Consider the following 25,420-nt stretch of genomic DNA (forward strand, 5'->3'; position numbering starts at 1 on the left):
GCGGCGGGCAGTCGGATGGGGGGCATGGCAAGTCTCCTGTTTGGCCTTCCGCTTGCTGGGCGTTCGGCCGTTTCGGCCTGTTCGAAACGACGGCCGGGTTTTTACTTAATTGCATTTTATATGTGCAATATGCAAAACTTGCAGCTATGGAAAACACCAATGCCTTGCCGCCGCGCCACGCTCGCTTCACGCTGAACGGCGTCGCACACACCTGCCTGGACCTGCCCGCGATGGTCGGCGCGGATTACTGGCGCTTGCCCGTGGTGCTGCGCCTGCTGCTGGAAAACGCGCTGCGCAACATGCAGGGCAACGAACGCGACGCCGCCGTGTCCGCCCTGCTGCGCTGGCTGGACCAGGGCACCAGCGACGCCGAGATCGCCTTTCAGCCCGGCCGCGTGCTGATGCACGACACCACCAGCACCCCCGCGCTGGTCGACATCGCCGCCATGCGCGACGCCTTGGCCGAAGCCGGCACCGACCCCGCCGTGCTCAACCCCGTGCTGCCCGTGGACGTGTCGGTGGACCATTCGCTGGCCGTCGAGGCCTATGCGCGGGCGGACGCCGCCGCGCTGAACCTGGACCTGGAATTGCGCCGCAACGCCGAGCGCTACCGCTTCCTGCGCTGGGCGTCCAAGGCCTTGTCCAACGTGCGCATCCACCCGCCGGGCACCGGCATCATGCACACCATCAACCTGGAACAGCTGGCCACCGTGGTCTGCCAGGGCGATGACGGCCTGCTGTTTCCGGACATGATGATCGGCACCGACAGCCACACGCCCATGATCAACGGCATCGGCGTGCTGGGCTGGGGCGTGGGCGGGCTGGAGGCGCAGACAGTGATGTTCGGCATGCCGACATTGCTGCGCATTCCCGATGTGATCGGCGTGCGCCTGACCGGCGCGCTGGCCCCCGGCGTTACCGCCACCGATCTGGCCCTGACCGTAACGCAACGGCTGCGCGCCATCGAGGTGTCGGGCGAATTCGTGGAATTCTTCGGCCCGGGCGTCAGCAGCCTGTCGGCGGGCAGCCGCTGCGTGGTCGCCAACATGGCGCCCGAATACGGCGCCACCACCGGCTACTTTCCCATCGACGCCGCCACGCTGGACTACCTGCGCCAGACCGGCCGCACCGAGGCCCACATCGCGCGCGTGGCCGCCTACGCCGAACACGCCGGCATCGCGCTGGACCCGCAAGCCAGCCCACGCTACACGCGCGTGATCGAGATCGCGCTGGACCAGGTCGGCATGCACGTGGCCGGCCCGAAGCGGCCGCAGGACCTGCACCCTTACGGCCACACCAAGCCCATCCTGGCCGCGCTGAATTTCCAACCCGCGGCGCCCGCCGTGGGCGGCTTGCCACGCTACCCGGTCGCCATCGCGGCCATCACCAGTTGCACCAATACGTCCGACCCGCGCCTGTTGATGGCGGCCGGCCTGCTGGCCCGCAAGGCGCGCCAGGCCGGCCTGCGCGTGCCGGCCTGGGTGAAGACGTCGCTGGGCCCGGGCTCGCCCGCCGCCGCCGACTACCTGGCGCGCGCCGGCCTGTTGGACGACCTGGCGGCGGTGGGTTTCGACATCGTGGGGTATGGCTGCACCACCTGCATCGGCAATTCCGGGTCGCTGCCCGGCCCGGTGCGCGACGCCATGGCCGTCGGCGCGGTCCACCCCGTTGCCGTGCTGTCGGGCAATCGCAACTTCACCGGCCGCATCCACCCGGACCTGGACCTGGGCTTCCTGATGTCGCCACCGCTGGTCATTGCCTTTGCGCTGGCCGGCGATGCCGAACGCGACCTGTCGCAAGAGCCCGTACAGACCGCAGCGGACGGGCGCCCCGTACCCTTGCACGAGCTGTGGCCCAGCGATGCCGACATCGACGCCGCCATGGCGCGGGGTTTGCAGCCGGACGACTACCGCGCCGCGTTCAAGATCGCCAGCGCCAACCCGGCGTGGCAGGCGCTGCAATCGCCGGACACGCCGCGTTTTCCGTGGGACCCGGCGTCCACCGCGCTGCGCCGCCCGCCCTTTGCCGCAACCGAACAGGCCGGGCAGTTGGGCCACTACGTCGCCCACCCGCTGCTGGTGCTGGGCGACGACATCACCACCGACCACCTGTCGCCCGCCAGCGCCATCCCGCCCGACAGCCTGATTGCCGACTACCTGGTCCAGCGCGGCGACAACCGCAACGATCTGAACGTGTTCGCCTCGCGCCGTGGCAATTGGGAAGTGATGATGCGCGCGGCGTTCTACAGCAAAAGCCTGGTCAACCGGCTATGCCCGGATGCCCCCGTCGGCCACACGCGCCACGCGCCCAGCGGGCGCGTCGAACCCATCTGGGAAGCGGCCGAACACTACCGCCAGGACGGGCAGCCCGTGGTGCTGTTGGCCGGCGCGCGCTTTGGCACGGGCTCATCGCGCGACTGGGCCGCCAAGGGCCAGCGGCTGCTGGGCATCCGCGCCGTGCTGGCCGTGAGTTTTGAACGCATCCACCGGTCCAACCTGATCGGCATGGGCATCCTGCCGCTGCGGCTGCCGGACGGGGTGACGCCGGACACGCTGGCCATGCAGTCCGGCGACCGGATTGAGATCGATGCGCCGGCCGCCAGGCTGGCCCCGCGCCTGTCGGTGCCGGTGCGCATCTTGCGCGCCAATGGCGCCGTGCAAGCGTTGCACGCCACGGCGGCCGTCGAGACCCAGTTGGACGTGCGTTTGTTGCGGATGGGCGGCGTCATTCCCGCTATCCTAGCGGACACACTCCGACCCGCCACGACCCCATGAGCGCGCAGACCAATACCGTCACCAAAATTCTTGAAGTCATCCGGCAAGACCGCCTGCCGGGCGGCGCGCACCTGACCGCGCAAAAGCTGGCTGACCGGCTGCGCCTGTCGCGTTCGCCCGTCAACGACGCGCTGGGCGTGCTGGAGCGCCACGGCATCGTGGCGCGCAAACCCAATCGCGGCTACTTCTTGCAGCAGGACTTTGACGCCCTGCCCGACGACCCGGACCATCTGGCCGAACTGGCGCCGCCCTCGGCTAACGACATCGTCACGCAAAGCTACTTCAAGCTGGCCGACGACCTGTTGCGTGGCCAGTTGCCCATGCAATGCAGCGAAGCGCAGTTGCGGGTGCGCTATGCGCTGACCAACGCGCAAACGCAGGCGTTGCTGGCGCGCGTGTCGCAAGAAGGCTGGGCGCAGCGCCGGCCCGGCTATGGCTGGGAATTCTCGTCCATGATGACCACGCCGGACAGCCTGTTGCAGTCGTACCGGCTGCGTCTTGCGCTGGAACCGGCCGCGTTGCTGGAGCCCACGTTCCGCATCGAAAAAAGTGTCATCGAACGCTGCCGCGCCGCCGAGAAACACCTGCTGGACGGCGGCATCGCCACCGACACGGCCGACCAGCTGCACGAGCGCGGCGTGCGCTTTCATGAATCGCTGGTTGAAGCCTCGGGCAACCCGTTTTTTATCGACACCATCAAGCGCGTGAACCGCGTGCGCCGCTTGCTGTCGTACCGGTCCATGCAGGACCGCAGCCGCTACCAACAGCACTGCGATCAGCACCTGGCCATACTTGATTTGCTGGAACGCGAGCGCAACGATGAAGCCGCCGCCGCGCTGTCCAGCCACCTGCGCAGCACGCTGGACAACCTGTCGCGCATCAGCGGCATCCTGACTTCCCCGGCCTGACGCGCGATGACGTGCCCGGCCGCCTGTTTTTTTGTAAAGAAGGCAAGCCCATGCACGTCTATATCGGCTCGCGCACCACGCGCGAACGCAATGCCCGCGGCGATGGCATCAGCGTCTTTGACTACGCCCCCGACACCGGCGCCTTGACGTTGACACAGGTAGTGGGGGGCCTGCTGAACCCCTCTTATCTGCTGCCGCATCCCGCGCTGCCCGTGCTCTACACCGTGCACGGCGACAGCCACGAAGTCAGCGCGCTGCATCGCGACCCGCATCAAGGCGCGCTGACCCCGTGGCACCAGCAGGACTGCCAGGGCCGCAACCCCGTGCACCTGGCGCTGGCGCCGTCGGGCCGCTTCCTGATGGTGTCCAACCACCTGAGCGGCACGCTGGCCGTGTTGCCCGTGGCGGATGACGGCGCCCTGGGTCCGGTGGCGCAACGCATCGCCATGCCCGGCCAGCCCGGCCCGCACCGCAAAGAGCAGCCCTTTGCCAAGCCGCACTACAACGTGGTCGATCCGTCGGGACACTTCGTGGCCGTGCCCGACAAGGGGCTGGATCGCGTGTTCGTCTTCGCGCTGGACCAACACGGCGCGGGCGATGCGCCCCACAGCGTGGCCGATACGCGCGAAGGCGCCGGCCCGCGGCATGCCGCGTTTCATCCCACCGGCCGCTGGCTGTATGTGGTGAACGAGCTGGACAACACCGTGGCCGCCTACACGGTCACGGCAGGCGCGTTGCAGCCCTTCCAGGTGCTGCCATCATTGCCGGACACCTGTACCGGCAACAGCCGCGCCGCCGGCATCGCGGTGGACGCCCACGGCCGCCACCTGTACGTGTCCAACCGGGGCGACGACAGCATCGCCGTGTTTCGGGTGGACCCGTCCAGTGGCCGCCTGACGCCCGTGCAGCACGTGCCGTCGGGCGGCAAGACGCCCCGCTTTTTCACGCTATCGCCCGACGGCCGCTTCTGCTTCGTGCTGAACGAAGACAGCGACACGCTGGTGCGCATGCGCGTCAACGCGCATGACGGCACGCTGGCGCACGACGGCTACGAAGTGCGCGTGGGCAGCCCGGTGTGCATGGTGTTCGCGCGCAGCCGGGCTTGAGGCTTGAGGCCAGCAGCAACCGGCATGCGCGGGCAGGAACGCGCCTGCTCCGCGCATGGGCCTTACTGTGGGCCCGCCGATCTGTGGACACGCCGATCAGAAATCCATCGACGCCGACAGCATCAGCGTGCGCGGCACGCCTTGCGAAATCGTGCCGTAGGACGCCACGCCGGACCAGTACGCGCGGTTGGTCACGTTGACCACATTGGCGCGCAACGTCACGTCCTTGCCCTGCACGCGCATCGCGTAACGCGCGCCCACGTCGAACGTGGTCCACGACGGCACCGACTGCGTGTTGGCCTGATTGATGTATTCGCGCCCGGTATAGACCATGCCGCCGGTCAGCGTCAGCCCGGCGACCCACGGCGTGTCCCATTCCGCGCCCAGGTTGGCCGAGAATGTCGGCACGCCCACCGGCCGGTTGCCGACCGTGGCGGCGCTATTGGTGCGCGTCAGCTCGGCGTCCAGCCAGGTCACCCCGCCCAACAGGCGCAAGCCGCGCAGCGGTTCGCCGGACAGGCCCAGCTCCAGTCCGCGATTGCGTTGTTCGCTGTCCGCGCCGTACACGCCGTTGGTCAACTGACCGCTGGGCTTGGTGATTTCAAACGCGCTCAAGGTCAGCATCGCGTTGTCCAACTCCACCTTTACGCCCACTTCCTTTTGCTTGGCCTTGTAGGGCTTGAACACCTGCCCGGCGTTGGACGCAGTGGCCGGCGCCACGTCGCCTTTGCTCAAGCCTTCGATGTAGTTGGCATACAGCGACACGTTGCTCCACGGTTTCACGACCAGGCCCGCCAGCGGCGTGGTGGCGCTTTCGTCATAGCTCACCGTGCGCACGCCGGTCGTGGCGTTGAAGTTGCGCGATTCGATGCGCTGCTGGCGCACGCCCAGCGTCAACTGCGCGCGCTCGTCCAGGATGCTCATCGTGTCGGCCAGAGCCAGCCCGGTCAGGTCGGACGAAGACACCTTGGGCACGTTGCGCGGCGCGGGTATGTTCTGCTCGGGGCGTGTGATGGGGTGATAGATGTTGGACGTCAGCGGGGTGCCCGACACGCTGGCCTGAAGGTTGCGGTCGCTGTACAGGCTGCCCATGAAGCTGATGGCGTGGCGCACCGGCCCGGTATCCAGCTTGGCGCGCAGGCCGGCGTTGTAGGTGCTGCGCTCGACCTTGAAGCGGAAGTTGTTGGGCGTGACCAGCGTGTCGCCCGCGCTGTTGACGATGGTGGGCGTCTGGTCGGACAGGCGCGACACGTCGGTGTCCGATCCGCCCGCATCGGCGAACACGGTCAGGCGGTCGCTGATGTCGTATTCCACGCGCAACAGCGCGGATTGGCCATCGGACTTCCACCAGCCCCAGGGCTGCGTGGCGTTGCGGCGGCCGTCGGCGGCATGTGGCACGTCGATGCCGGAAGCCACCAGGAAGGGGCGCGTGGGCGCGTCGACTTTTTCATGTTGGGTCAACAGGTCCAGCGAGGCGCGCAGGCGTTCGCCCTGATAGTCCAGCGACAAGGCGCCGATGTCGGTGCGCGATGACAGGTTGTCCAGCGGCGTGTCGCCCTGGCGATGCATGCCGTTGACTCGCACGCCCCATTCGCCGTCATTGCCGAAGCGGCGGCTCAGGTCCACGCGGCCGCCAAACTGCGAATCGCCAACGTAGTCGGCCGACAGGCGCGTCAGGTCTTGCGGCAGCGAGCGCTTGGGCACCATGTTGATCACGCCCCCCACGCCGCTATTGGGCGACATGCCGTACAGCAGCGCGGCCGGGCCTTTCAACACTTCGACGCGTTCGATGTAGTCGGTGAAGACGTGATAGTTGGGGGCCACGCCGTACACGCCGTCGAACGCGATTTCGCCCAGGTTGCCTTCGCCGATGGGAAAGCCGCGGATATAAAAAGAATCGGTCACGCCGCCGATCTGCCCGGTAAAGCGTACCGAGGGCTCGGCGTTCAGCGCGTCGGCCAGCGTGACGGACTGGCGGTTGGTCAACATTTCAGAGGTGTAGCTGGTGACGTTGAACGGCGTATCCATGACGTCGCGATTGCCCAGCAGGCCCATGCGCGCGCCGCGTGCCACCTGGCCGCCCGCAAACTCGGGCGGCAGGGCTGACGGGGTCACGCCCGATCCGGCCACGGTGATGCTGGGCAGCAGCGTCGCCGCGCCGGCGTCGCCGGCCGGCAGCTTGCGCAGCGAATAGGCGCCCGCGCCCTGATCGGCCACGGTATAGCCGGACCCGTCCAGCAAGCGCGCAAAGCCTTCGCGCACGGTGTAGGCGCCCACAATGCCGCTGCTTTGCTGCCCGGCCAGCAAGGTCGAGTCAAACGACAGCGGCACACCCGCCGCCGCCGCGTACTGCGCCAGCACGTCGCCCAGCGGACCGGCGCCAATGGCGTAAGACTGGCGCAGGGCCGGAGCGGCTGCGGAAGGCGCGGCGGCGCCCGACGCAACGGCGCTTGCCTCCGGCGCTGCCGTGGCGGCCACTGGCGCGCCCGCCACGGCCAGCAGCATCAGGCCCGTACCGGTGGTTTGCCTCATCGTCGCCCAGGACGACGGGGTGGCGATGCCACGGGGCAGGCGCGGCGTACGGGTATTTCGGAAAACCATGAAACGATCCTTCGTAAGGGACGGGGTGGCGCTCGCGTGTCGCGACGATTCACCCGGTACACCGGACGAAGCGAAAAAAAGGCTCAGCCAAAACGCAATTAGTTTGTAACGTCGGGGCGGCCGGTCACCGTGATCCAGAACGGCGTGACGCGGCTGATGCGCACCGGCAGGGTTTTTTCCAGCAGGCGCAGGCTGCCGTCGATATCAGCCAGGGGAAAGGCGCCCGATACCCGCAGCCCCGCCACGGCCGGATCGCAACGCAACACGCCGCGCCGGTACCGGCCCAGTTCGTCCACCAGATCGGCCAGGCGCCAGTCGCGCACGGTCAACATGCCCCGCTCCCAAGAGGCAGACGCGGTATCGGCGGCGGACGCGGGCGCCACGTCGTCGGCAGTGAACACGGTTTGCTGCCCCGCGTGCAGAAGCATCGAAGCTGGCTCCGAATGCCCGCCGCCGCCCTGCGGCTGTATTCGCACCGAGCCATCGAACACCGCCACGCGTATGCCCGCGCCGTCATCGCGCACCATAAAGCGCGTGCCCAGCGCGCGTATCGTCCCCTGCGCCGTGCGCACGATAAAAGGGCGGTACACGGGCGAGGGATCGCGGCCGGTGGTCAGCAGGATTTCGCCGGCGCGCAGCCACAGCACGCGCTCATCGGCCGTGTACTGGATGTCGACGGCGGTGGCCGTGTTCAACACCAGTTGCGTCCCGTCGGCCAGGTCCAGCCGGCGGCGTTCGCCCGTGGCGGTGCGCGCATCGGCCACCCATTCGCGCCAGGACAGGCCGCGCCAGGGCAGGCCGCGCCAACCGGCCACGGCAGCCGGGCCCAGCACCAGCAGCGCGCCCAGCGCGCGTATCGCCTGGCGTCGGCCGGGCCGGTCCAGTCGGCGCAGGGTGTGGCTGCCAATGGCGGGCGGCACCTGGCCGAAACCCCGCAACATGTCCTCCACCCGCGCCCAGGCCGCGCGATGCGATGCGCTGCGGTCGCGCCACCGATCAAAGGCGGCGCGGTCAGCGGCGGACAGGGTTTCGGACTGCAAGCGCACCAGCCAGCCGGCGGCTTCTTGCAGGATGGCGGGATCGATGGCGCCGCCCGTGTTGCCACCTGCGTTGCCGCGTGCGTTGCCGCCCGTGTTGCCTCCCGCGTTGCCGCCCGAGTTGCCGCCTGTGTTGCTTCCCGTGTTGCCGCCCACGACGCCGCTCATGGCGCGTGCCCGGCAAAGGCGATCAGGCAGGCCGTCAGCGCGCGCTGCATGTGGCGCTTGACGGTGGCCAGCGACACGCGCTCGCGCGTGGCGATGTCGGCATACGTCATGCCATCGAATTGCGACAACAAAAAAACCTCGCGGGTCTTGGCCGGCAAGGTGCGTAGCGTGGTGTCGATGGCGTGCAATGTTTCAAGGATCTGCGCGCTCTGCTCCGGCGATGGCGCCTCGCGCGGGGGCAGTTGCGCCACCACGGCCAGGTAGGCGTCCTCGATCGCGCGGCGGCGCCAGTGGTCCACGACCAGGCCCTTGGCAATGTGCGTCAACAGCGCGCGCGGCTCGGGACCGGCGCCGTCATGGCGACGCCCCGACATCAAGCGCACAAAGGTGTCGTGCGCCAGATCGGCCGCGTCAAAGGAATTGCCGAGCTTTTTGCGCAGCCACATCGACAGCCAGCCGTGATGATCACGATAGAGCTTCGTGACGTTGTCAAAGGTGGATAAGTGGGAAGCAGGCAAGGCGCACCTGACGCGATATCGCAAATGGGAACGATTTTTATTTTATATCAATCGCCCTTTCATCGCGCGCGCGGGTATGGCAAACGGGGTGCAAGTCCTTTGATATTCCGCAAGCCGCATGGCTTAACTTCGCCAAGGGCGTCAGATAGAATCAAGCACCCGTTCCCTCGCCAATACCACCATGCAGAACCTTCCGACGTTCCCCTCTTTTCTTGCCGGCGGCGGCGAGATGGGCAGGAAGGTGGCTGACTTCGATTGGGCCGCCACGCCGCTAGGCCCCATCAGCGAATGGCCCACGGCGCTACGCGTGGCGGCGGGCATGGTGCTGTCGTCCCGCTTTCCGTCTTGCCTGGTCTGGGGCCGGGAACTCATCACCATCTACAACGACGCGTTCCGGCCCATCCTGGGCGCCAAGCCCGAAGCGCTGGGCCGCCCGTTCAGCGATGTCTGGAGCGAAGCCTGGGCCATGATCGGCCCCATCGCCGACCGCGCCTTCGCCGGCGAAGCCACCTTCATCGAAGATTACCCGCTGGTCATCGAACGATTCGGCCAGGCCGAGGAAGCCGCTTTCACCTTCTGCTACAGCCCCGTTCGCGACGAAACCGGCGCGGTGGTCGGCATGATCGACACCGTGATCGAAACCACGTCGCGGGTGCAGGCGGAACGCGCGCAGGCCGAAGCCCTGCGGCAAGCTGAAGACACCTTGCGCCAAAGCCAGAAGATGGAAGCCGTGGGCCAACTGGCCGGCGGACTGGCGCACGATTTCAACAATTTGCTGATGGGCATCGCGGGCAGCCTGGAGCTGATCAGCCTGCGGCTGGCGCAGCAACGGTTGGGCGAGCTTGAACGCCACATTGAAGTGGCGCAGCGCGGCACCGAACGGGCCGCCGCGCTAACGCACCGGCTGCTGGTGTTTTCGCGCAACCAGCCCCTGTCGCCGCAAGCGGTGGATGTGAACCACCTGGTGCGCGGCATGGAAGACTTGATCCGCCGCAGCGTGGGCCCCGGCATTGCGCTGGACCTGGCGTGCGAGCCCAAGCTGTGGGCGGCCTGGGTTGACCCGCACCAATTTGAAAACGCGCTGCTGAACCTGTGCCTGAACGCGCGCGACGCCATGGAAGGGCAAGGCCGGCTGGGCATCGAAACGGCCAAGGTCACGCTGACCGAGCAGACCTCGCGCGAACGCGGGCTGCCCATGGGCGACTACCTGCGCCTGACGGTCACGGACACCGGCTGCGGCATGACGCCGCAAACCATGCAGCGCATTTTTGAACCGTTCTACACCACCAAGTCGCCCGGCCAGGGCACGGGGCTGGGCCTGTCGATGCTGTATGGCTTTGTGCGGCAGTCCGGCGGGCAGGTGCAGGTCAATTCGCGGCCCGGCCAGGGCACGGCCATGAGCCTGTACTTCCCGCGTTTTGACGGGCCGCTGGCGCCCGTCGAAATGTCCGCGCGCCTGGAACCGCCGCGCGCCTCCACCGGCGCGACGGTGCTGGTCGCCGAGGACGACGTCTCGGTGCGCGCCGTGGTTGTCGAAACGTTGTCCGAACTGGGCTACGCCGTGATTCAGGCCACCGACGGTTCCAGCGCGTTGCGCGCGCTGTCGGCGCCGGGCCAGATCGATCTGCTGATTTGCGACCTGGGCCTGCCCGGCCGCATGGACGGGCGCCAGGTGGTCGACGCCGGCCGGATGTTGCGGCCCGGCCTGAAGGTGCTTTTCATCACCGGTTCGGGTTCACAGACGCTGGCCGAGTCCGGCGCCCCCACGCTGGCGAAACCTTTTGCGCTGGATGAGCTGGCGCGCAAGGTGCACGCGCTGATGGGGGCCTAGCCGGGCCTTACAGCTTCGGCGCGTAGCGGAACGTCAGCATGAAGTTGCGTGGCTGGCCGTAGTAGTTGTTGCTGTTCAACGTGTTGTAGGACGGCACGTAGTACTTCTTGTCGAACACGTTGTTGACGTTCAGGCCGATGCTCAGTTCCGGCGTGGCCTGATAACCCACGCGCGCATTCCAGATGGTGAAGCCCGCCAGCTTGAAGGCGCGGTCCGAACTGACCGTGTCGGTCTGCGTGTTGACGCCCGCGCCCACGCTCAGGCGGTTCATCATGCCTGGCAGCTTGTAGTTGGCCCACAGGCGCAGCATGTGCTTGGGCGTCCACGTGTTGAAGACCTGACCCTTGTTGTCGGGGTCTTCCAGGTACTTGGTGGTGTTGTAGGTGTAGCCCGCGTACAGCTCCAGCCCGCGCAGCACTTCACCCGACACTTCCGCTTCCACCCCTTGGCTGCGCACCTTGCCCGACGCGCGCGAGCAATACCAGCCGTCGCACGCGAAGCCGGCAGCGTAATCGTTGACGGCACGGTTCTTGTGGTCGTAGCGGAACAGCGCCAGCAGCGTGTTGATGCGCCCGTCCGCCAGTTCGCCCTTGATGCCCACTTCGTAGTTGTTGCCTTCGATGGGCTTGAGCAGGCTGCCTTCCTGCGTGCGCTGCGTCTGCGGTTCGAACACCGTGGTGTAGCTGGTGTAGGCGGACCAGTTTTCGGTCAGCGAATAGACGATGCCGGCGTACGGGATGAATTTGCCGGATGTGCTGGATGTGGTGGTGCTGCCGCCGCCGCTGTAGGAATAGTCATACCAGCCGACGCGGCCGCCACCGATCAGCGCCAGCGACTCGGTAGGCTTGACGCGCCACGTGCCGTAGATGCCCTTTTGGCGGATGTCGTAGCTGCTGCGCGAGTCATAGCCGCTGGCCGCCGCGATGGATTCGATGTCCTGCCACGGGCGATGGTGGTCCAGGTCGAAGATATTGCCGTTTTCTTCCCACACCCGCGTGAAGCGGTCGTTCGTGGTCAGCTTGGAATAGTTGGCGCCCAGCACCACTTCCTGGTCCATGCCCAGCGCATTGAAGCTGCCGCTGACGGACATGTCCGCCCCGCGCTGCTTGCTGTTGAAGTCCACGCCGAAATCGCCATACGACAAGCCGCTGCCGTCGCGCTGCACGGCGTCGGCCACGCGTTGATGCACCGTGGTGTTCTTCTCGTTCATGGCGACGCCGGCAAGCTTGAAACGCCAGGCGTCGTTCAAGCGATGCGTGAGGTCGGCGTTGAAGATCGTCTGGTCGTTCTTGGCGCGGTTCCAGGTGGACCCGGTAAACGTCGAGCGCGGCAGATCGATGGCGCCGCCGTCCTGGTAGCGCGGGTAGCCCACAATCATCGGACGCGAGCGGCTGTAGCGGTTGCTGATGCCGATGCCCACCGTGGTGTCCTCGGTCACGTCGAAGTCCAGCGCGGCGTACAGGTTGCGCGTCTTGTCCCACACGTAGTCGATATACGAATGGCTTTGGTCTTCGTCCACCACCACGCGCCCGCGCAGCGTGCCGGCGGCGTTCAGTGGTCCGCCCGCATCCAGCGTCAGGCCGTAGTGGTCCCAAGAGCCGGCCTTGCCGGACAGCACCACCGACGGTTCGGCGCCGCCGCGCTTGCGCACCAGGTTGATCGCCCCGCCCGGGCTGCCCGCGCCTTGCAGCAGGCCGGCCGCGCCACGCAGGATTTCCACGCGGTCGTAGAACACCAGCGAGTCCTGCTCCCAGTTGCCCAGGCTGTAGCTGTTGCGCAGCAGGGACACGCCGTCGTATTGCAGCAGGTCGACCGGAAAGCCCCGCGAATTGATCGCCACGCCCGCCCCCACGCCTTGCACGCCGACCATGCCGGCTGTGTTGTTGATGGCGTCCGGCAGGCTGGTCATCACCTGGTCATCCATGCGCTGGCGCGTCAGCACGGTGATGGACTGCGGAATGTCCTTGAGCGCCTGCGTGGTTTTGCCGATGGTGACGGCGGGTGTGGTGTAGGACCCCGTGCCGTCTGTCGTGGGGTTGTAGCTGCCCGTCACCGTCACGGGCGCCAGCGTTGCCGCCTGCCCGGCGGCCGGCGCGGCTTGCAAACGGTACCCGCCACCGGCGCGGCCCACGGCCTGCAAATCGGTGCCCGCCAGCAGTTCGGACAACGCCGTGTCCACCGACTGCGTGCCCGATACGCCACGGGTGCGGGCGTTGGCTGTCAGTGCCGGGTCCGAGGCCACCATCACGCCCGCCTGCACGCCAAACGCGCCCAACGCCGTGCTGAGCGGCCCGGCCGGAATGTCGAACGTCACCGCGCGCGGGTCCGCGGAGGCCGCTTGCGCATGCACGGTGGACGGCCACGGGGCCGCCAGGGCGATGGCGGGCAAGGCCAGATGCAGGGCAACGCTGAGACGGGTGCGTGGCAAGAGTTGGCGGCGCGGCGAGGATAGGCGGGCGGCGGGCGCCACGCGGGCAGGACGAGAAGACATGAAGGGCGATTCCTGGCTCATGAAGGATGGGCGCAGCGCCGCGCGGGTGGATGCGATCGGGCTGCTTTCCTTACATGACGCGCAAGCGGGCGCGTTACGCCGTTCCGGTTACAACTTTTTAGGCAAGCCCCACCGACACCCAATAACGGGTGTAGCGGCGCACGCGCACGGGCAGCACGTCTTGCAGCATGTCCAGCACGCGCTCGGTATCGGCCAGCGGAAACGCGCCGACCACGCGCAGCGCGGCCGCCTCGCCGGAACAGGCCAGCCGGCCCGGTCGATAGCGGCCCAACTCTTGCAGGAACTGCGCCAGCGGCATTTCGTCGGCGATCAGCATGCCGTTGGTCCAGGCCGACGCCGCCGCCTCAAGCGGGCGCTGCGCATAGCCGCCCGCCTTGGAAAATTCTGCCTGCTTGCCCGCGTGCACACGGCGCGGCGCATCCGCCGGGTCCAGCCCGCGCACGTCAACCGCGCCTTCCAGCACGGCCACGCGCAGCGCCCGGCCATCGTCCAGATCGCGCACCACAAAGCGCGTGCCCACCGGCGTGAGGATGCCGCTGCGCGTGCGGACGTGGAACGGCCGGACCTTGGCGTCTTGCGCCGTCGTCACCAGGATTTCACCTTCGCGCAGCACCACCTCGCGCAAGGTGGCGGTGTAGCGCAGGTCCACCGCGCTGGCCGTGTTCAGTTCCAGCCGCGTGCCGTCGGGCAAGGTCAGCGCCCGGCGTACGCCGGTGCCGGTGGAAAGGTCGGCCGCCAAGCGGCGCACGCCGCCGGCTTCGCCCACCGCCCACGCGCCGAAGCCCAGGCCCGCCGCCGTCACCATCCACCGGATGGCGTTGCGGCGCGATTGGATCAAGGGCGCCTGGCGCAACGTGTGGGCAGCCACGTCAAAGCCGGCCTGCGCCACACCCGTCGCCACATCGCGCGTTAACGCGGTCAAGCGTTGCCAGGCCAGTTCATGCGCGGGCTGCGCGCGCCGCCATTGTTCGAAGCGCGCGCGGTCGGCATCGCTGGCGTCTTCGCGCAAGCGCGTCCACCAGTCAGCCGCCTGTCGCAACACCTTGGGATCGACGCGCCCGGCCTCGGGCGCGTGCGGGCGCAGCAGCTTGGCGCCGTCCATCAAGCCCCGGCTCATCCGTAGACCGCCGTGTAGCAATGCACCAATGCGCGGGCCAGGGACTTTTGCACCGCGTTGGGCGTCAGGCCCAGCTGTTGCGCGATCTCGGCATACGACATGCCATCCACCTGCGCCATCAGGAAGATGCGGCGGCTGTTCATGGGCAGCGTGTCCAGCAGTTCGCAGATCTGTTCCAGCGCTTCCAGGATCAGCGCGCGATGTTCCACCGACGGTTCGACCGCCACGGGTTGCAGCGCCAGGGACTCGGCATAGGCAGCTTCCAGTGCGGCGCGGCGGGCCCGGCCAATGACCAGGCGCGTGGCGATGGTACGCAGATAGGCGCGCGGCTCGGCCAAGGGTTCGCGCACGTTGGCGCGGATCAGCCGTTCGAACGTATCGTGCGCCACGTCGGCCGCATCGCAGGCATTGCCCAGCTTGCGCTGGAGCACATTGCGCAGCCACTGGTGGTGAGCCTGGTAAACCGATTGCACCTCGGCATGGGCCGCGAAGGAAGAGGATGGCATGGCGGAGCGCCCCGGCGTCGCCGCCAGATCCCTAAACAAAATGAAAATGATTCGCAATTATAAATATCTTTGAATCGTTTTCAATACGGGATTTGCCGGGGCCCCCGATCAGAACTTGGCGGTCAGGTTGACGAACACGCTGCGGGGTTCGCCGTAATACACCTGGCTGGCGACGCCGCCCATATAGTATTTTTTGTCGAACAGGTTGTTCACGTTCAACTGCGCCGACAAGGCCGAGCTGAAGTCGTAGCGCGCCATCAGGTTGTAGATGGCGTAGGCCTTCTGCTTGGCCGTCACGGTATCGTCGCCCGCGCTGACCTGGCTATAGGTCGAGATCTGCCAGTTGACGCCGCCGCCCACGGTCAGGCGGCTCCAGTCGCCCGGCAAGCGGTACGTGGTGAACAGCTTGGCCATGGCGCGTGGCCGTTCGGTGTTGACGGACACGCCTCCGGCATCTCGGCTGGTGTAGTACGTGCCGCCCGCGTAGGCGTTCCAGCCCGGCGCCAACTGTCCACTGACTTCCAGTTCCACGCCCTTGGTCGTGACGCCGTCGGCGGTGGTGTAGGCCTGGTCCATCGAGCCCGGCACCAGCGCGTCGCCATCCAGCACCGCCAGCTTGCTTTGCTTGACCTTGAAGAGCGCAATCGACGTGTTCAAGCGGCCGTCCAGGTATTCGCCCTTGACGCCCACTTCGTAGTTCTTGCCTTGCACCGGGTCCAGGTAGTTGCCGTTGCGGTCGCGGTTATCCTGCGGCTGAAAGATGTCGGTGTAGCTGACGTAGGTGGAATACGTGTCGTTGATGTCGTAGACCACGCCCGCGTAGGGAATGAACTGCGAGTCCTTCTGGTCGCGCGTGTCGGACTTGGATTCCCACGTGGCGTAGCGGCCGCCCGTGATGGCGGTCAGGCGGTCGGTCAGCGACCAGCGCGCCGCGGCGTACGCGCCCTGCTGATGCGTGACCGTGTCGCGCAACGTGGCGTCCGTCCAGGTCGGCTGCGCGAACGAACCGTCCCATTGATAGAAGTTGCCGGTGCTGGCCAGCGACGCGCTTTCAAATCCATAGCGATAGAAGTCTTCGCCATAACGGCTGCGCATGGCGCCCACCACCACTTCGTGCTTGCGGCCCAGCAAGGTGAACGGCCCCTTGGCCTGCACATCCAGCGAGGTCTGGTCGGCGTACGAATTCCAGTAGCCCGGCAGCGCGCGCAGGCCCGTGCCGGTTTCGCGGTCCAGGTCGCCATACAGGTACAGCAGCTTGGCGTCGTACTTGCTCTTGCGATGGGACCAGTCGGCGCGCACTTCCCAGTCGTTCTGGAAGCGGTGCGACAGCGTGGCGAACATGGTTTCGTTGGTGGTGTGCCAATACGTCCAGTCGGCCGCCGTGGTCTTGGAGCGCCGCCAGTTCGTGTCCGTGCCGTCGCTGAACACCACGGGCAGGCTGCCCCAGGTGGATGCGCGCGGACGCTTGTCCTGATAGTCGGCGCCGATGCTCAAGGTGGTGTTGGGCGTGAGGTCGGCGTCGATCACGCCGTAGAACACCTTCTTGTTGGCTTGGTACAGGTCGATATAGGAATCGCGGCCCTGGTACACGGCGACCATGCGGGCCCGCACCGTGCCGGCTTCGTTTAACGGCGTGGACATGTCCAGCGTGCCGCGATACTGGTTCCACGAGCCGAAGCCCGCGCTGACCGAACCGGTGAAGGTCTTGCTGTTGGCGTGCTTGCGCACCAGGTTGATCGATGCGCCGGGGTTGCCCGCGCCCGTCATCAGGCCGGTGGCGCCGCGCACGACTTCGATGCGGTCATAGATGAAGGAATCGTTATCGGATTCGCCATACATGGACAGGCCGATGGTGGTGGGCACGCCGTCGTATTGCAGGCTGTCGATGTAGAAGCCGCGCGACCAGAAATCGGTGCGGTCCGAATCCTCGCTGACCACCTGCACGCCCACCACGTTGCCCATCACTTCGTCCAGCGACCGCAGGTTCTGGTCGTCGATGCGCTGGCGCGTCACCACGCTGACGGACTGCGGCGTTTCGCGCAGCGACAGCGTCAGCCCGGTTGCCGCCGCGGATGCGGGCGTGGTGTAGGAGCCCGTGCCTTCGGTTACGGCCGGGTCCGAATTGCCCAGCACGGTCACGGGCGCCAGGCTGGCCACGCCGCCATCACGCGTCAGGATGATGCTGTCGCCCTGCCAGCGGTACACCACGCCCGTACCTTGCAGCAAACCGCGCAGCGCTTCTTCGGGTGTCATGCTGCCGGAGAAACCACGGGTGGACAGGCCGGCCACCACGTCGGGCGCGTAGAACACGCGCACCTTGGTCTGCGCCGCCCATTGCAGCAGCGCATCGCCCAGCGGCTGGGCGCCGATGTTGATGGACACGCCGGCGTTCTGGGCGCGCACCGCGCCGGGCGCGGCGGCCAGACTCAAGGCCACACCCAGGGCCAGGCCCATGGCCAGCGTCAAGGAAGAAGGCATGAAGCGCGGGGTGGCGCGGGCACGGCGCGATGCCGGCAATGAATTTCGGTGTGCGAAGAAGGTCACGACTACCTGCTGTTTCGGTTCGACGAGGGGGGGTGGCAAGGGCCGGGCTATGAAGCTCGGCCCAACGCCTTCCTTCGTAGAACGTTTCAAACGCAGATAAACCTGAATCTCATTCCCATTTATTTTGTGACGGCGCCCGCCGCGTCCGCCCGCGTGTAGATGTCGATGGGGCCGCCGGGGCGTGGCGCAAGGCGCACGGGCGCAATGGCAGGCAAGGCATCGATCAAGGCTTCGGGGCGGTCGAGCGGGAACGAGGCGGACACGCGCAAGCGCCCCACCTTATCGTCGGCCAGGCGCAGCGGCGTGGCCAGATAGCGGTTCATGTCGCGCACGACGTCTGCCAGCGGCGCGTTCTTGAACACCACGCGCCCTTCCCGCCAGGCGGTCGCCCCCGACACGTCGGCGGGCGCGGGCACGCCGATGGCGCCGCTGCCGGGCACGCGGAGGCCATGGCCCGCGCGCAGCACGGCGCGGCCCAGGTTCCACCAATGCCCGCCCGACACCTGCACCGTGCCGGACTCCACCAGCACGGTCACCTGGTCGGCGTCGCGGCGTACGTCGAACACCGTGCCCGTTACGCGCACCACGCCGCTGCCGGCGTCCACGGTGAACGGGCGTGTGGCATCCGCCGCCACGGTAAACGTGATTTCGCCGCTGTCCAACGCCACGTCACGGCGTTCGGCATACAGCTTGACCGTGGCGCGCGTGCCGCCGTTGATCTCAAGCACGGAACCGTCGGGCAGGCTCAGTTGGCGGCGTTCGCCGCGTTCGGTGCTGACCGTGGTGGTGAAGGACGGCGCGGGCACCGGCAGGTTCCACCACACGCCCAGCGCGACAACCACCGCGGCCGCACAGGCCAGCGCGACGCGCAGGGTCAAGAAGCGGTCAGGCCGTGGGAGGCGGGGCCGCGCCGGCACCGGGCCGCCCAACAGGGCATGCACCTGATCGCGCGGCAAGCCCGCCGCCGCCGCGCCCAGCTGCTGCATGCGGTCGAACTCCCGGGCGCGCTCGGGGTGGTCGCGCCGCCAGCGCGCAAACGCGCGCCGGTCACGTCGCGTGAGGTCACCCGAATGCCAGCGCGCGAACCACCACGCCGCGGTGGCGGCGTCGCGCGGATCGTCGCGCGGATCATCGTGATCAGGGGTAGAAGACATCGTCATGGAGTGTATTCGCGCAGGCGGTCGCGGGCATGCTCGATGGCGCGCATGACATAGCGTTCGATCATGTTCTTGGACAGGCCCATGTGCTGGGCGACTTCCGCCTGGGTCCAGCCTTCGATGCGGTTCAGCACGAATGCCTGGCGGCACTTGGGCGGCAATTCCGCCAGCACTTTGGCCAGATCGTCGGCCAGGCGCGCGGCCCGCAACGGCGCATCGGGGTCTTGCACGATCAACTGATCGGCGTCGTTCAATTCGTCCAGCGGCACGTGTTCGGCCCGATCCTGCCGCCGCCAACGATCGATCAGGCGATGGCTTGCCGCCTGGAACAGATACCCGCGCGCCTTCAGCGCCACGCTGGCGTCCGCCTTCAGCAAGCGTTCGACGGCGTCATGCGCCGCGTCTTCGGCGTCGTGCCGGTTGCCCGTGCGGCGGCTCCATACGCCCACCAGCTCGTCGTAATACGCGAGCCAGCCGGTGCGGGTCGGAGGTGAGCGGGACATGGGCCGAACGGATTACGCAGCGAAACAGGGTGGCGAATTTTACAAATAATTCTCATTATCGCAACTGCTGTTTTTAGCGCCCGGCCAGATGCGGCGCTTTTTGCCGCTAGTAATCCATGGGGATATGCGCCTGCGCCGCGCGCAGTTCCTGGATGTGGCGTTCGGCTTCTTGCCGTTCAGCCGCCGGCGGCAACGGCCGCCAGCCCACCATGTTGCCCGGTGTTTTCACGGGCATCCAACCCAGCACGCTGTATAGCGAAATGGCGGTATCGCCCGTGTCCAGGCGCGTTTCGTAATAGCCCTGCCGATCCGGCGCGGTGTCGCCGGACGTCCAATCCAACTGCGACATCCATGTCTCCTTGTGCAAGCCTCTTGGGCAAGCGCGCCGCCCGCGTGCGGCCTTCGCTTGCCTGATCGTAAAGCGGGCGTTGTGCGCCGGTGCGCCGGTGCGCCGATGCGCCTACCTTGCGCCCGCTTTGCAATTCTTGACAGAGGGGAATCCCTAGGATGCCGGCCGCGCTACGCGTTACTTGATGCCGATGAACGGCAGCGCGGCACCGGGCACCTGCGTGGCCGGCAGCACGCCGTCCCACTTTTCAACGGCGTTCAGGCTGACCAGGTTGGTGTTGGCGGCCAGCGCTTCGGCCTTGGCGCGGATGGACGCGGCTTCGGCGTCGCCGCGCATGCGGATGCCGTCGGCTTCAGCGGTGAACTGCTGGCGGCGTGCATCGGCTTCGGCCTTGGCCTTCACCACCTGGATCTCGGCGTTGATCATCGCCGTTTCCTTTTGCTGGCGCGTCGTTTCAATCTGCACCTGCGCCAACATGCGCTGTTCAATCGAATGCTCGTAGGCTTGCGAGAAACCCACTTCTTCGATCTGCACGCCCACCACTTGCACCGGCGCGCCTTCCATCGTCTTGAGCACCGCGTTGTTCACATCCAGGCCCAGCTTCTGGCGTTCTTGAATGGCGCGCACGGCGGTGTACTGGCCGAACACGTTCTTCACGGCGTCGGGCGTCTTGCGTTCCAGCACGCGCATCTGCAAATTGTTGATGGTGCCGTATTCCGAATACAGCTCGGCCACGTGCTCGGGCGGCACGCGGTACGTGACCGACACGCGCAAGTGCGCGGGCTGTTGGTCGTACGAATACGCTTCCAGCTTTTCAAACACGAACGTGTGGTCGCGCACCGACACGGTCATCACGTTGTCGATGAACGGCGTTTTGAAGTCCAGGCCCGGTTCCGACACGCGCACCAGCTTGCCGTTACGCAGCACCACGCCGCGCTCGCCCTGGTCCACCTGAAACCACGAACCGAACGCCAGGAACAGGATCAGGAAAAACAGAATCACGGCCCCTGCGGCGACCTTAATGTTGCGCGGCTTGACCGCGCCGATCGTCTTGACCATCTGGATATCCGTCGGCTTCACTTTGAGTCCCTGTCTGATTTTGTACGTTTACGGTCCGAGAACACGGCCGCGATGCCACGAGCGAGCAAATAGGCGACCACGGCCGCCCCCACCAAGATCAGGAAATAACGCATCGCGAGCCCCCCCCGGGAAAGAAGCACCGGATTCTATCCCGTGATCGGAACCGAATCCGCATTCAAAAGGCCGCCATTGTTGCCAGACATTTCCGAACGTTGCCAGGCATGCAAATGGGGCGGTTTTCAGGCGCCGTAATGCCGTAAACCCAGCCGCGACAAGGCATCGGGATAGTCCCAGAACGCGTGGTCCAGGCTGTCCATTTCCTGCTGCTCGGCCTCGGTCATCGCGCCGTAGATGTCGTTCAATTCGATGACTTCGGGCGACGCCTCAAAGCGGTCGATCAGGCCGCGCATGCGCGACAGCACGGCCAGCATGTGCGTGGCGCCCAGCTTCTTTAACGCCTGCAACGCCAGCTGGCACGTGGGGTCGCCCCAGTTGCACAGAAACTGCATGAAGCCGCCATTGTTGATGTCGGCCTCCATGCGCCACAGCGCCACCAGTTCCTGTTCAATCAGCGGCAAGCGGTCAAGCGTCCAGTCGGCCGCCTGCAACGCGGCCAGCGCTTTTTCATAGCGCTGGTCCCACAGGATGTCGTACACATTCAGCATGCCTCGCGGCGCGGGTTCCCACAGCTGCGGCCACACCAGGCCGTGGCCGTCGTCGACTAATTGCCACTGCTGGCGTTCGGCGGGCGTCGCCTTCTCAAGACGGATGTAGCGCTTGATGGGTTCAGACAGCGTCTGGCCATTGGCCAGCGTCAATTGCAGATGCGTGGGCGTGAAGGCAAGGGCCGTGATGCGGTAGTCGGGCATTGGCGAATCGGGCATTGGCAAATCAGAAGTCGGCATGGCGGCATGTGGCGGGGGGAAAACGACAGGCAAAGTACTGGAACGCCGTGGCGCTGTCGAGGCACGCGCTTTCCCGTCGCATCAGGCGGCAGACTGTTACGCCATCGGTCATCGGGCATCTGCTACCGTGGCATTTCGCCCCGCCGGCATTGCGCCCGGCGCTGAAAGACGGAGACCCGAATGCCACGTCCTTCCGAGTCCACCCCCTTGATCGGCGTGATCCCCCCGTATGTGCTGGACCGCCTGGCGCAGCATACCGACGCCCGCGTCAGCATGCCCGCCGTCAAGACGCTGATCATCGACCAGCAGCAGCGCAGCCTGCGCGACATGGCTACGCAACCGCCCCGCGCCACGCTTGCGCCAAACGCGCCGCCCTCTCGCCCAGGCGCGCCGCAGCGCGCCATTCACGATGCGCACAACGACACCACGCTACCGGGCACGCTGGTGCGCACCGAAGGCCGGCCCGCCAGCGGCGACGTGGCGGTGGACGAAGCCTATGCGCATCTGGGCGCCACCTACAAACTGTTCTGGGACGTCTACAAACGCCACTCCATCGACGGCCACGGCCTGCCGCTGGTGGGCACCGTGCATTACGGCGAAGACTACGACAACGCCTTCTGGAACGGCGCGCAGATGGTGTTTGGCGATGGCGACGGCGAAGTCTTCAACCGCTTCACCGTCGCCGTCGACATCATCGGGCACGAGCTGGCGCACGGCGTCATCGATTCCGAGGCCGCCCTGCTCTATCAAGGCCAGTCCGGCGCGCTGAACGAATCGTTGTGCGACGTCTTTGGCGCGCTGGTCAAGCAATACGCGCTGGGGCAAACGGCGCGGCAGGCCGATTGGCTGGTGGGCGCCGGGCTCTTCACCGAAAAGATCAACGCCCGCGCGCTGCGTTCAATGTCGGAACCGGGCAGCGCGTACGACGACCCGGCGCTGGGCCGCGACCCGCAACCCGCGCACATGCGCGACTACGTCGATACGCCGCGCGACAACGGCGGCGTCCACATCAATTCCGGCATACCCAACCGCGCGTTCTTCCTGGCGGCCACCGCGCTGGATGGCCCCGCGTGGAAAGGTGCGGGCGGCGTCTGGTACGACACCTTGTGCGACAAGCGGCTGCGCCACGACGCCGACTTCAAAACCTTCGCCGCGTTGACGGTGACGGTCGCCGCCGAACGCTTTGACGCCGCCGTGCAGCGCGCCGTGGCACAAGCCTGGGCGACCGTAGGAGTCCTGACATGATCGAACTGCCTTCCTTGGACCTGGCGCTGCTGGTGCGGCTGACGCGTGAAGGCGGCGTGGCCTACCTGCCCGCGCTGACGCAGCCGCGCAGTATCAACCTGGCCACCTGCCCGCCCGGCGTGCGCCAGGAAGTGTGCGACACCTTGCAACGCGCGGCGCCGCTGGCCGTGCCCGAATACGGGCAGGCTGGCGGCGACCAGCGCTACTTTCATATCGAAATCGTGCTGGACCGCGACGAAGACTCGGCGGTGACGTTCGATGTGCCGGAAGCCCAGGCGCCCGACACGCTGGTGCAACTATGGAAGACGCACGCCCAGCCTCTTGACTGAGGCGCCAGCGCCATCACGCATCACGGCGCGCCGGCTGGGACCGGGGCATGCCGGCGCGGTAGCCGCCGATCTGAATGGCGCGGCCCGCATACGTGCCGATGATGGCCATGGCCACGCACAGCGCTGCGCAAACGCCCAACGCCACGCCCCAGCCGCCCAGGCGGTCGTGCGTGGCGCCCACCAGCGCGGGGCCGGTGGCGGCGAACAGATAGCCGACGCATTGCGCCATGCCCGACAAGGCAGCCGCCTGCTGTGCATGACTGGCGCGCAGGCCCACGAAGGCCAGGCCCAGAATGATGCCGCCGCCCGTGCCCAGGCCCAGCAACACGATCCACAACGTGGCCCAGTGCGGCGCGGCGATCAGCCCGGCAAAGGCTACGAACGATGCGGCAGCCGAGCAGAACGCGGCCGCGCGCTGATCCTTCATGCGCCGCACGACGGGCGCCAGGAACAGGGCCGGACCCGCCGACATCAGTTGCAGCAGCCCATGCAATGACCCCGCGCGTTCGGCGGAATAGCCCGCGTCGCGCAAGATGGCGGGCAGCCAGCTTACGCCCACATAGAACACGAAAGAATTGATGCCCAGATACAGCGTGACCTGCCACGCCAGCGGCGAATGCCACAGCCGGCCACCATGCGGGGCGTGCGCGGTGGTGGACGCGGGCGCGGTATGCCCGCCCAATTGCGGCAACCACAACAGCAAGCCCAGCAGCGGCACCACCAACAGGCACAGCGTTGAAAAGCGCCAGCCATCGGCCGACAGATTGGCCAGGGGAATGGCGACGGCCGACGCCGCGCCCGCCGCGATGCTCATCGTCAACACATAGGCCGACGTCAGGCCGGCCACGCGTTGCGGGAAGTCGCGCTTGACCAGGCTGGGCAGCAGTACATTGCCGATGGCGATGCCCGCGCCGATGATGGCCGTGCCCGCGTACAGGCCCCAGGCCGCGCCATACGGACGCACCAGGATGCCGGCGCAAATCAGCAACAGCGCGCCGAACAGCGTGCGCTCCAGTCCGAAGCGGCGGGCCAGCGCCGCCGAGAACAGCGACACCACGGCGAACGCCAGCAGCGGCAAGGTGATCAACATGCCGGCAGCCGTGGACGACAGGCCCAACTGTACGCGGATCATGCCAATCAGCGGCGGAACACCGGTAATGGGCGCGCGCAGCGCCATGGCAATGCAGAGGATGCCCAGGATGAGCCAGGCCGCGCGGCGGCCGGCGGGGGGAAATGCAGAGGGAATTTTCATCATGCCGACAGCTTATCCACACGCAAGCCTGCCGAATTTCGAGACAATGACAAGCTATCCTTTATTCCTGCCAAACCGATCCGGGCGGTGCGATCCGGGCGGTGTGGTCCGGGCGGTGTGGTCCGGCCAAGCCAGGTTTATCGACCCCTGTCACCCCGACCGCGCGGCCTGCCATGCGACTGAACCTGCCAGCCCCCTTCGACCTCGACTCGCCCACCCAGTGCACCTTCGCCATGCCGGTGGACCCGGCGGACCGGGACGACGAATCCCCCACCCATCGCCACCCCATGGGCCAGTTGGTGCTGGCGCTGCGAGGCGGCGTCACCTGTTCCGTGCCGCAAGGGCTGTGGATGGTGCCGCCGCAGTGCGCCGTGTGGATACCGGGCGGCATGTCGCATAGCAATCGCGTCACGGCCAACGGGCTTGTGTACTTTCTGTTTGTGCCGGCCGATGTGGCCGGCCTGCCGACCAACTGCTGCACCCTGACGATCACGCCGCTGGTGCGCGAGCTGATCGTGCACCTGTCCGCGCAACCCGCCGCCGATCTGGGCGCGCCCGTCAACCGCCAGCTGTCGGACGTGCTGATCGAGCAGTTGCGGCGCATGCCGGCCGAGCATCTGCACTTGCCGCTATCCGACCACCCTCGCCTGCGCGACATCGCCAGCGCGCTGAACGCCGACCCGTCCGACCGCAGCACCGTCGCGCAGTGGGGCAAGCGCGTCGCCATGAGCGAACGCACGCTGGCGCGGCTGGTGCAGCAGGAAGTCGGCATGAGCTTTGGGCGCTGGCGCCGGCAGCTGCACATCATCCTGGCGCTGCAACGCCTGTCGGCGGGCGTGTCGGTGCAGCGCACCGCCGATGACCTGGGCTACGAATCGGTCAGCGCCTTCATTACGATGTTCAAGAAAACGCTGGGCAAGACGCCCGCGCGCTACTTCGCGGACAAGTCGGCGGGTCCGGCGGCGGGGTGACGATGCC

At 67.0% G+C, this 25,420-nt stretch carries 20 protein-coding genes; 7 read left to right on the forward strand and 13 right to left on the reverse strand.

Going from position 1 to position 25,420, the window contains the following annotated elements:
* The first annotated feature begins 146 nt into the window (after positions 1 to 146).
* The 3 genes from acnA to AC6LJY_RS02040 are packed head-to-tail and all read left to right on the forward strand — an operon-like array spanning position 147 to position 4,788.
* Positions 147 to 2,774 (forward strand): aconitate hydratase AcnA, encoded by a 2,628-nt coding sequence (gene acnA / locus AC6LJY_RS02030; RefSeq protein ID WP_498135164.1) that lies wholly within the window; start codon positions 147 to 149, stop codon positions 2,772 to 2,774.
* On the forward strand, positions 2,771 to 3,682 hold the full coding sequence (locus AC6LJY_RS02035; protein WP_046806766.1) for a GntR family transcriptional regulator: 912 nt from the start codon (positions 2,771 to 2,773) through the stop codon (positions 3,680 to 3,682). The genes acnA and AC6LJY_RS02035 overlap by 4 nt, the downstream gene beginning before the upstream one ends.
* Positions 3,683 to 3,732: 50 nt before the next feature.
* Positions 3,733 to 4,788, forward strand: coding sequence for a lactonase family protein (locus AC6LJY_RS02040; RefSeq protein ID WP_498135165.1), 1,056 nt, complete (start codon positions 3,733 to 3,735; stop codon positions 4,786 to 4,788).
* 96 nt (positions 4,789 to 4,884) lie between these two features.
* Here the strand turns inward: AC6LJY_RS02040 and AC6LJY_RS02045 are convergent, their stop codons facing one another.
* The 3 genes from AC6LJY_RS02045 to AC6LJY_RS02055 all read right to left on the reverse strand — a co-directional run bounded on the left by AC6LJY_RS02045 (position 4,885) and on the right by AC6LJY_RS02055 (position 9,112).
* Positions 4,885 to 7,389 (reverse strand): TonB-dependent siderophore receptor, encoded by a 2,505-nt coding sequence (locus AC6LJY_RS02045; RefSeq protein ID WP_498135166.1) that lies wholly within the window; start codon positions 7,387 to 7,389, stop codon positions 4,885 to 4,887.
* Positions 7,390 to 7,487: 98 nt separating this feature from the next.
* Positions 7,488 to 8,594, reverse strand: coding sequence for a FecR domain-containing protein (locus AC6LJY_RS02050; protein ID WP_498135167.1), 1,107 nt, complete (start codon positions 8,592 to 8,594; stop codon positions 7,488 to 7,490).
* Complete coding sequence (locus tag AC6LJY_RS02055) at positions 8,591 to 9,112, reverse strand: sigma-70 family RNA polymerase sigma factor (RefSeq protein ID WP_104142249.1); 522 nt, start codon at positions 9,110 to 9,112, stop codon at positions 8,591 to 8,593. The genes AC6LJY_RS02050 and AC6LJY_RS02055 overlap by 4 nt, the downstream gene beginning before the upstream one ends.
* Positions 9,113 to 9,293: 181 nt before the next feature.
* Between AC6LJY_RS02055 and AC6LJY_RS02060 the strand changes: the two genes are divergently transcribed.
* Positions 9,294 to 10,943: an ATP-binding protein gene (locus AC6LJY_RS02060; RefSeq protein WP_498135168.1), complete on the forward strand. Its 1,650-nt coding sequence runs from the start codon at positions 9,294 to 9,296 to the stop codon at positions 10,941 to 10,943.
* Between the two features lie 7 nt (positions 10,944 to 10,950).
* Here the strand turns inward: AC6LJY_RS02060 and AC6LJY_RS02065 are convergent, their stop codons facing one another.
* The 9 genes from AC6LJY_RS02065 to AC6LJY_RS02105 form a co-directional block, all read right to left on the reverse strand.
* A complete protein-coding gene (locus tag AC6LJY_RS02065; RefSeq protein WP_498135169.1) occupies positions 10,951 to 13,434 on the reverse strand; it encodes a TonB-dependent siderophore receptor in 2,484 nt (827 codons plus the stop codon).
* A gap of 118 nt (positions 13,435 to 13,552) precedes the next feature.
* Complete coding sequence (locus AC6LJY_RS02070) at positions 13,553 to 14,572, reverse strand: FecR domain-containing protein (RefSeq protein ID WP_498135170.1); 1,020 nt, start codon at positions 14,570 to 14,572, stop codon at positions 13,553 to 13,555.
* Entirely contained in the window at positions 14,569 to 15,078 is a 510-nt protein-coding gene (locus tag AC6LJY_RS02075) for a sigma-70 family RNA polymerase sigma factor (RefSeq protein WP_314361872.1), read from the reverse strand. The genes AC6LJY_RS02070 and AC6LJY_RS02075 overlap by 4 nt, the downstream gene beginning before the upstream one ends.
* A gap of 108 nt (positions 15,079 to 15,186) precedes the next feature.
* Positions 15,187 to 17,556 carry a ferric-rhodotorulic acid/ferric-coprogen receptor FhuE gene (gene fhuE, locus AC6LJY_RS02080; protein WP_498135171.1) on the reverse strand — a complete coding sequence of 790 codons (2,370 nt, stop codon included), beginning with the start codon at positions 17,554 to 17,556 and terminating at the stop codon, positions 15,187 to 15,189.
* Between the two features lie 185 nt (positions 17,557 to 17,741).
* Positions 17,742 to 18,782, reverse strand: a complete 1,041-nt coding sequence (locus tag AC6LJY_RS02085) for a FecR family protein (RefSeq protein ID WP_046806775.1) — start codon at positions 18,780 to 18,782, stop codon at positions 17,742 to 17,744.
* Positions 18,779 to 19,282, reverse strand: coding sequence for an RNA polymerase sigma factor (locus tag AC6LJY_RS02090; protein WP_046806776.1), 504 nt, complete (start codon positions 19,280 to 19,282; stop codon positions 18,779 to 18,781). Before AC6LJY_RS02090 ends, AC6LJY_RS02085 begins: the two co-directional genes overlap by 4 nt.
* Positions 19,283 to 19,388: 106 nt before the next feature.
* Positions 19,389 to 19,631 (reverse strand): hypothetical protein, encoded by a 243-nt coding sequence (locus AC6LJY_RS02095; RefSeq protein ID WP_046806777.1) that lies wholly within the window; start codon positions 19,629 to 19,631, stop codon positions 19,389 to 19,391.
* A gap of 177 nt (positions 19,632 to 19,808) precedes the next feature.
* A complete protein-coding gene (locus AC6LJY_RS02100) occupies positions 19,809 to 20,690 on the reverse strand; it encodes a prohibitin family protein (RefSeq protein ID WP_046806778.1) in 882 nt (293 codons plus the stop codon).
* Positions 20,691 to 20,950: 260 nt separating this feature from the next.
* Positions 20,951 to 21,595 (reverse strand): DMP19 family protein, encoded by a 645-nt coding sequence (locus AC6LJY_RS02105; RefSeq protein WP_498135172.1) that lies wholly within the window; start codon positions 21,593 to 21,595, stop codon positions 20,951 to 20,953.
* 201 nt (positions 21,596 to 21,796) lie between these two features.
* Between AC6LJY_RS02105 and AC6LJY_RS02110 the strand changes: the two genes are divergently transcribed.
* Positions 21,797 to 22,861 carry a M4 family metallopeptidase gene (locus tag AC6LJY_RS02110; protein ID WP_120156821.1) on the forward strand — a complete coding sequence of 355 codons (1,065 nt, stop codon included), beginning with the start codon at positions 21,797 to 21,799 and terminating at the stop codon, positions 22,859 to 22,861.
* On the forward strand, positions 22,858 to 23,190 hold the full coding sequence (locus AC6LJY_RS02115; protein WP_046806781.1) for a protealysin inhibitor emfourin: 333 nt from the start codon (positions 22,858 to 22,860) through the stop codon (positions 23,188 to 23,190). The genes AC6LJY_RS02110 and AC6LJY_RS02115 overlap by 4 nt, the downstream gene beginning before the upstream one ends.
* Positions 23,191 to 23,203: 13 nt before the next feature.
* Here the strand turns inward: AC6LJY_RS02115 and AC6LJY_RS02120 are convergent, their stop codons facing one another.
* A complete protein-coding gene (locus AC6LJY_RS02120; RefSeq protein ID WP_498135326.1) occupies positions 23,204 to 24,442 on the reverse strand; it encodes an MFS transporter in 1,239 nt (412 codons plus the stop codon).
* Positions 24,443 to 24,615: 173 nt separating this feature from the next.
* Here AC6LJY_RS02120 and AC6LJY_RS02125 point away from each other — a divergent pair, with 173 nt between their 5' ends.
* On the forward strand, positions 24,616 to 25,413 hold the full coding sequence (locus AC6LJY_RS02125) for a helix-turn-helix domain-containing protein (protein ID WP_314361880.1): 798 nt from the start codon (positions 24,616 to 24,618) through the stop codon (positions 25,411 to 25,413).
* Positions 25,414 to 25,420 lie beyond the last annotated feature (7 nt).

The organism is Achromobacter sp. RT286_PF, from assembly GCF_059760425.1.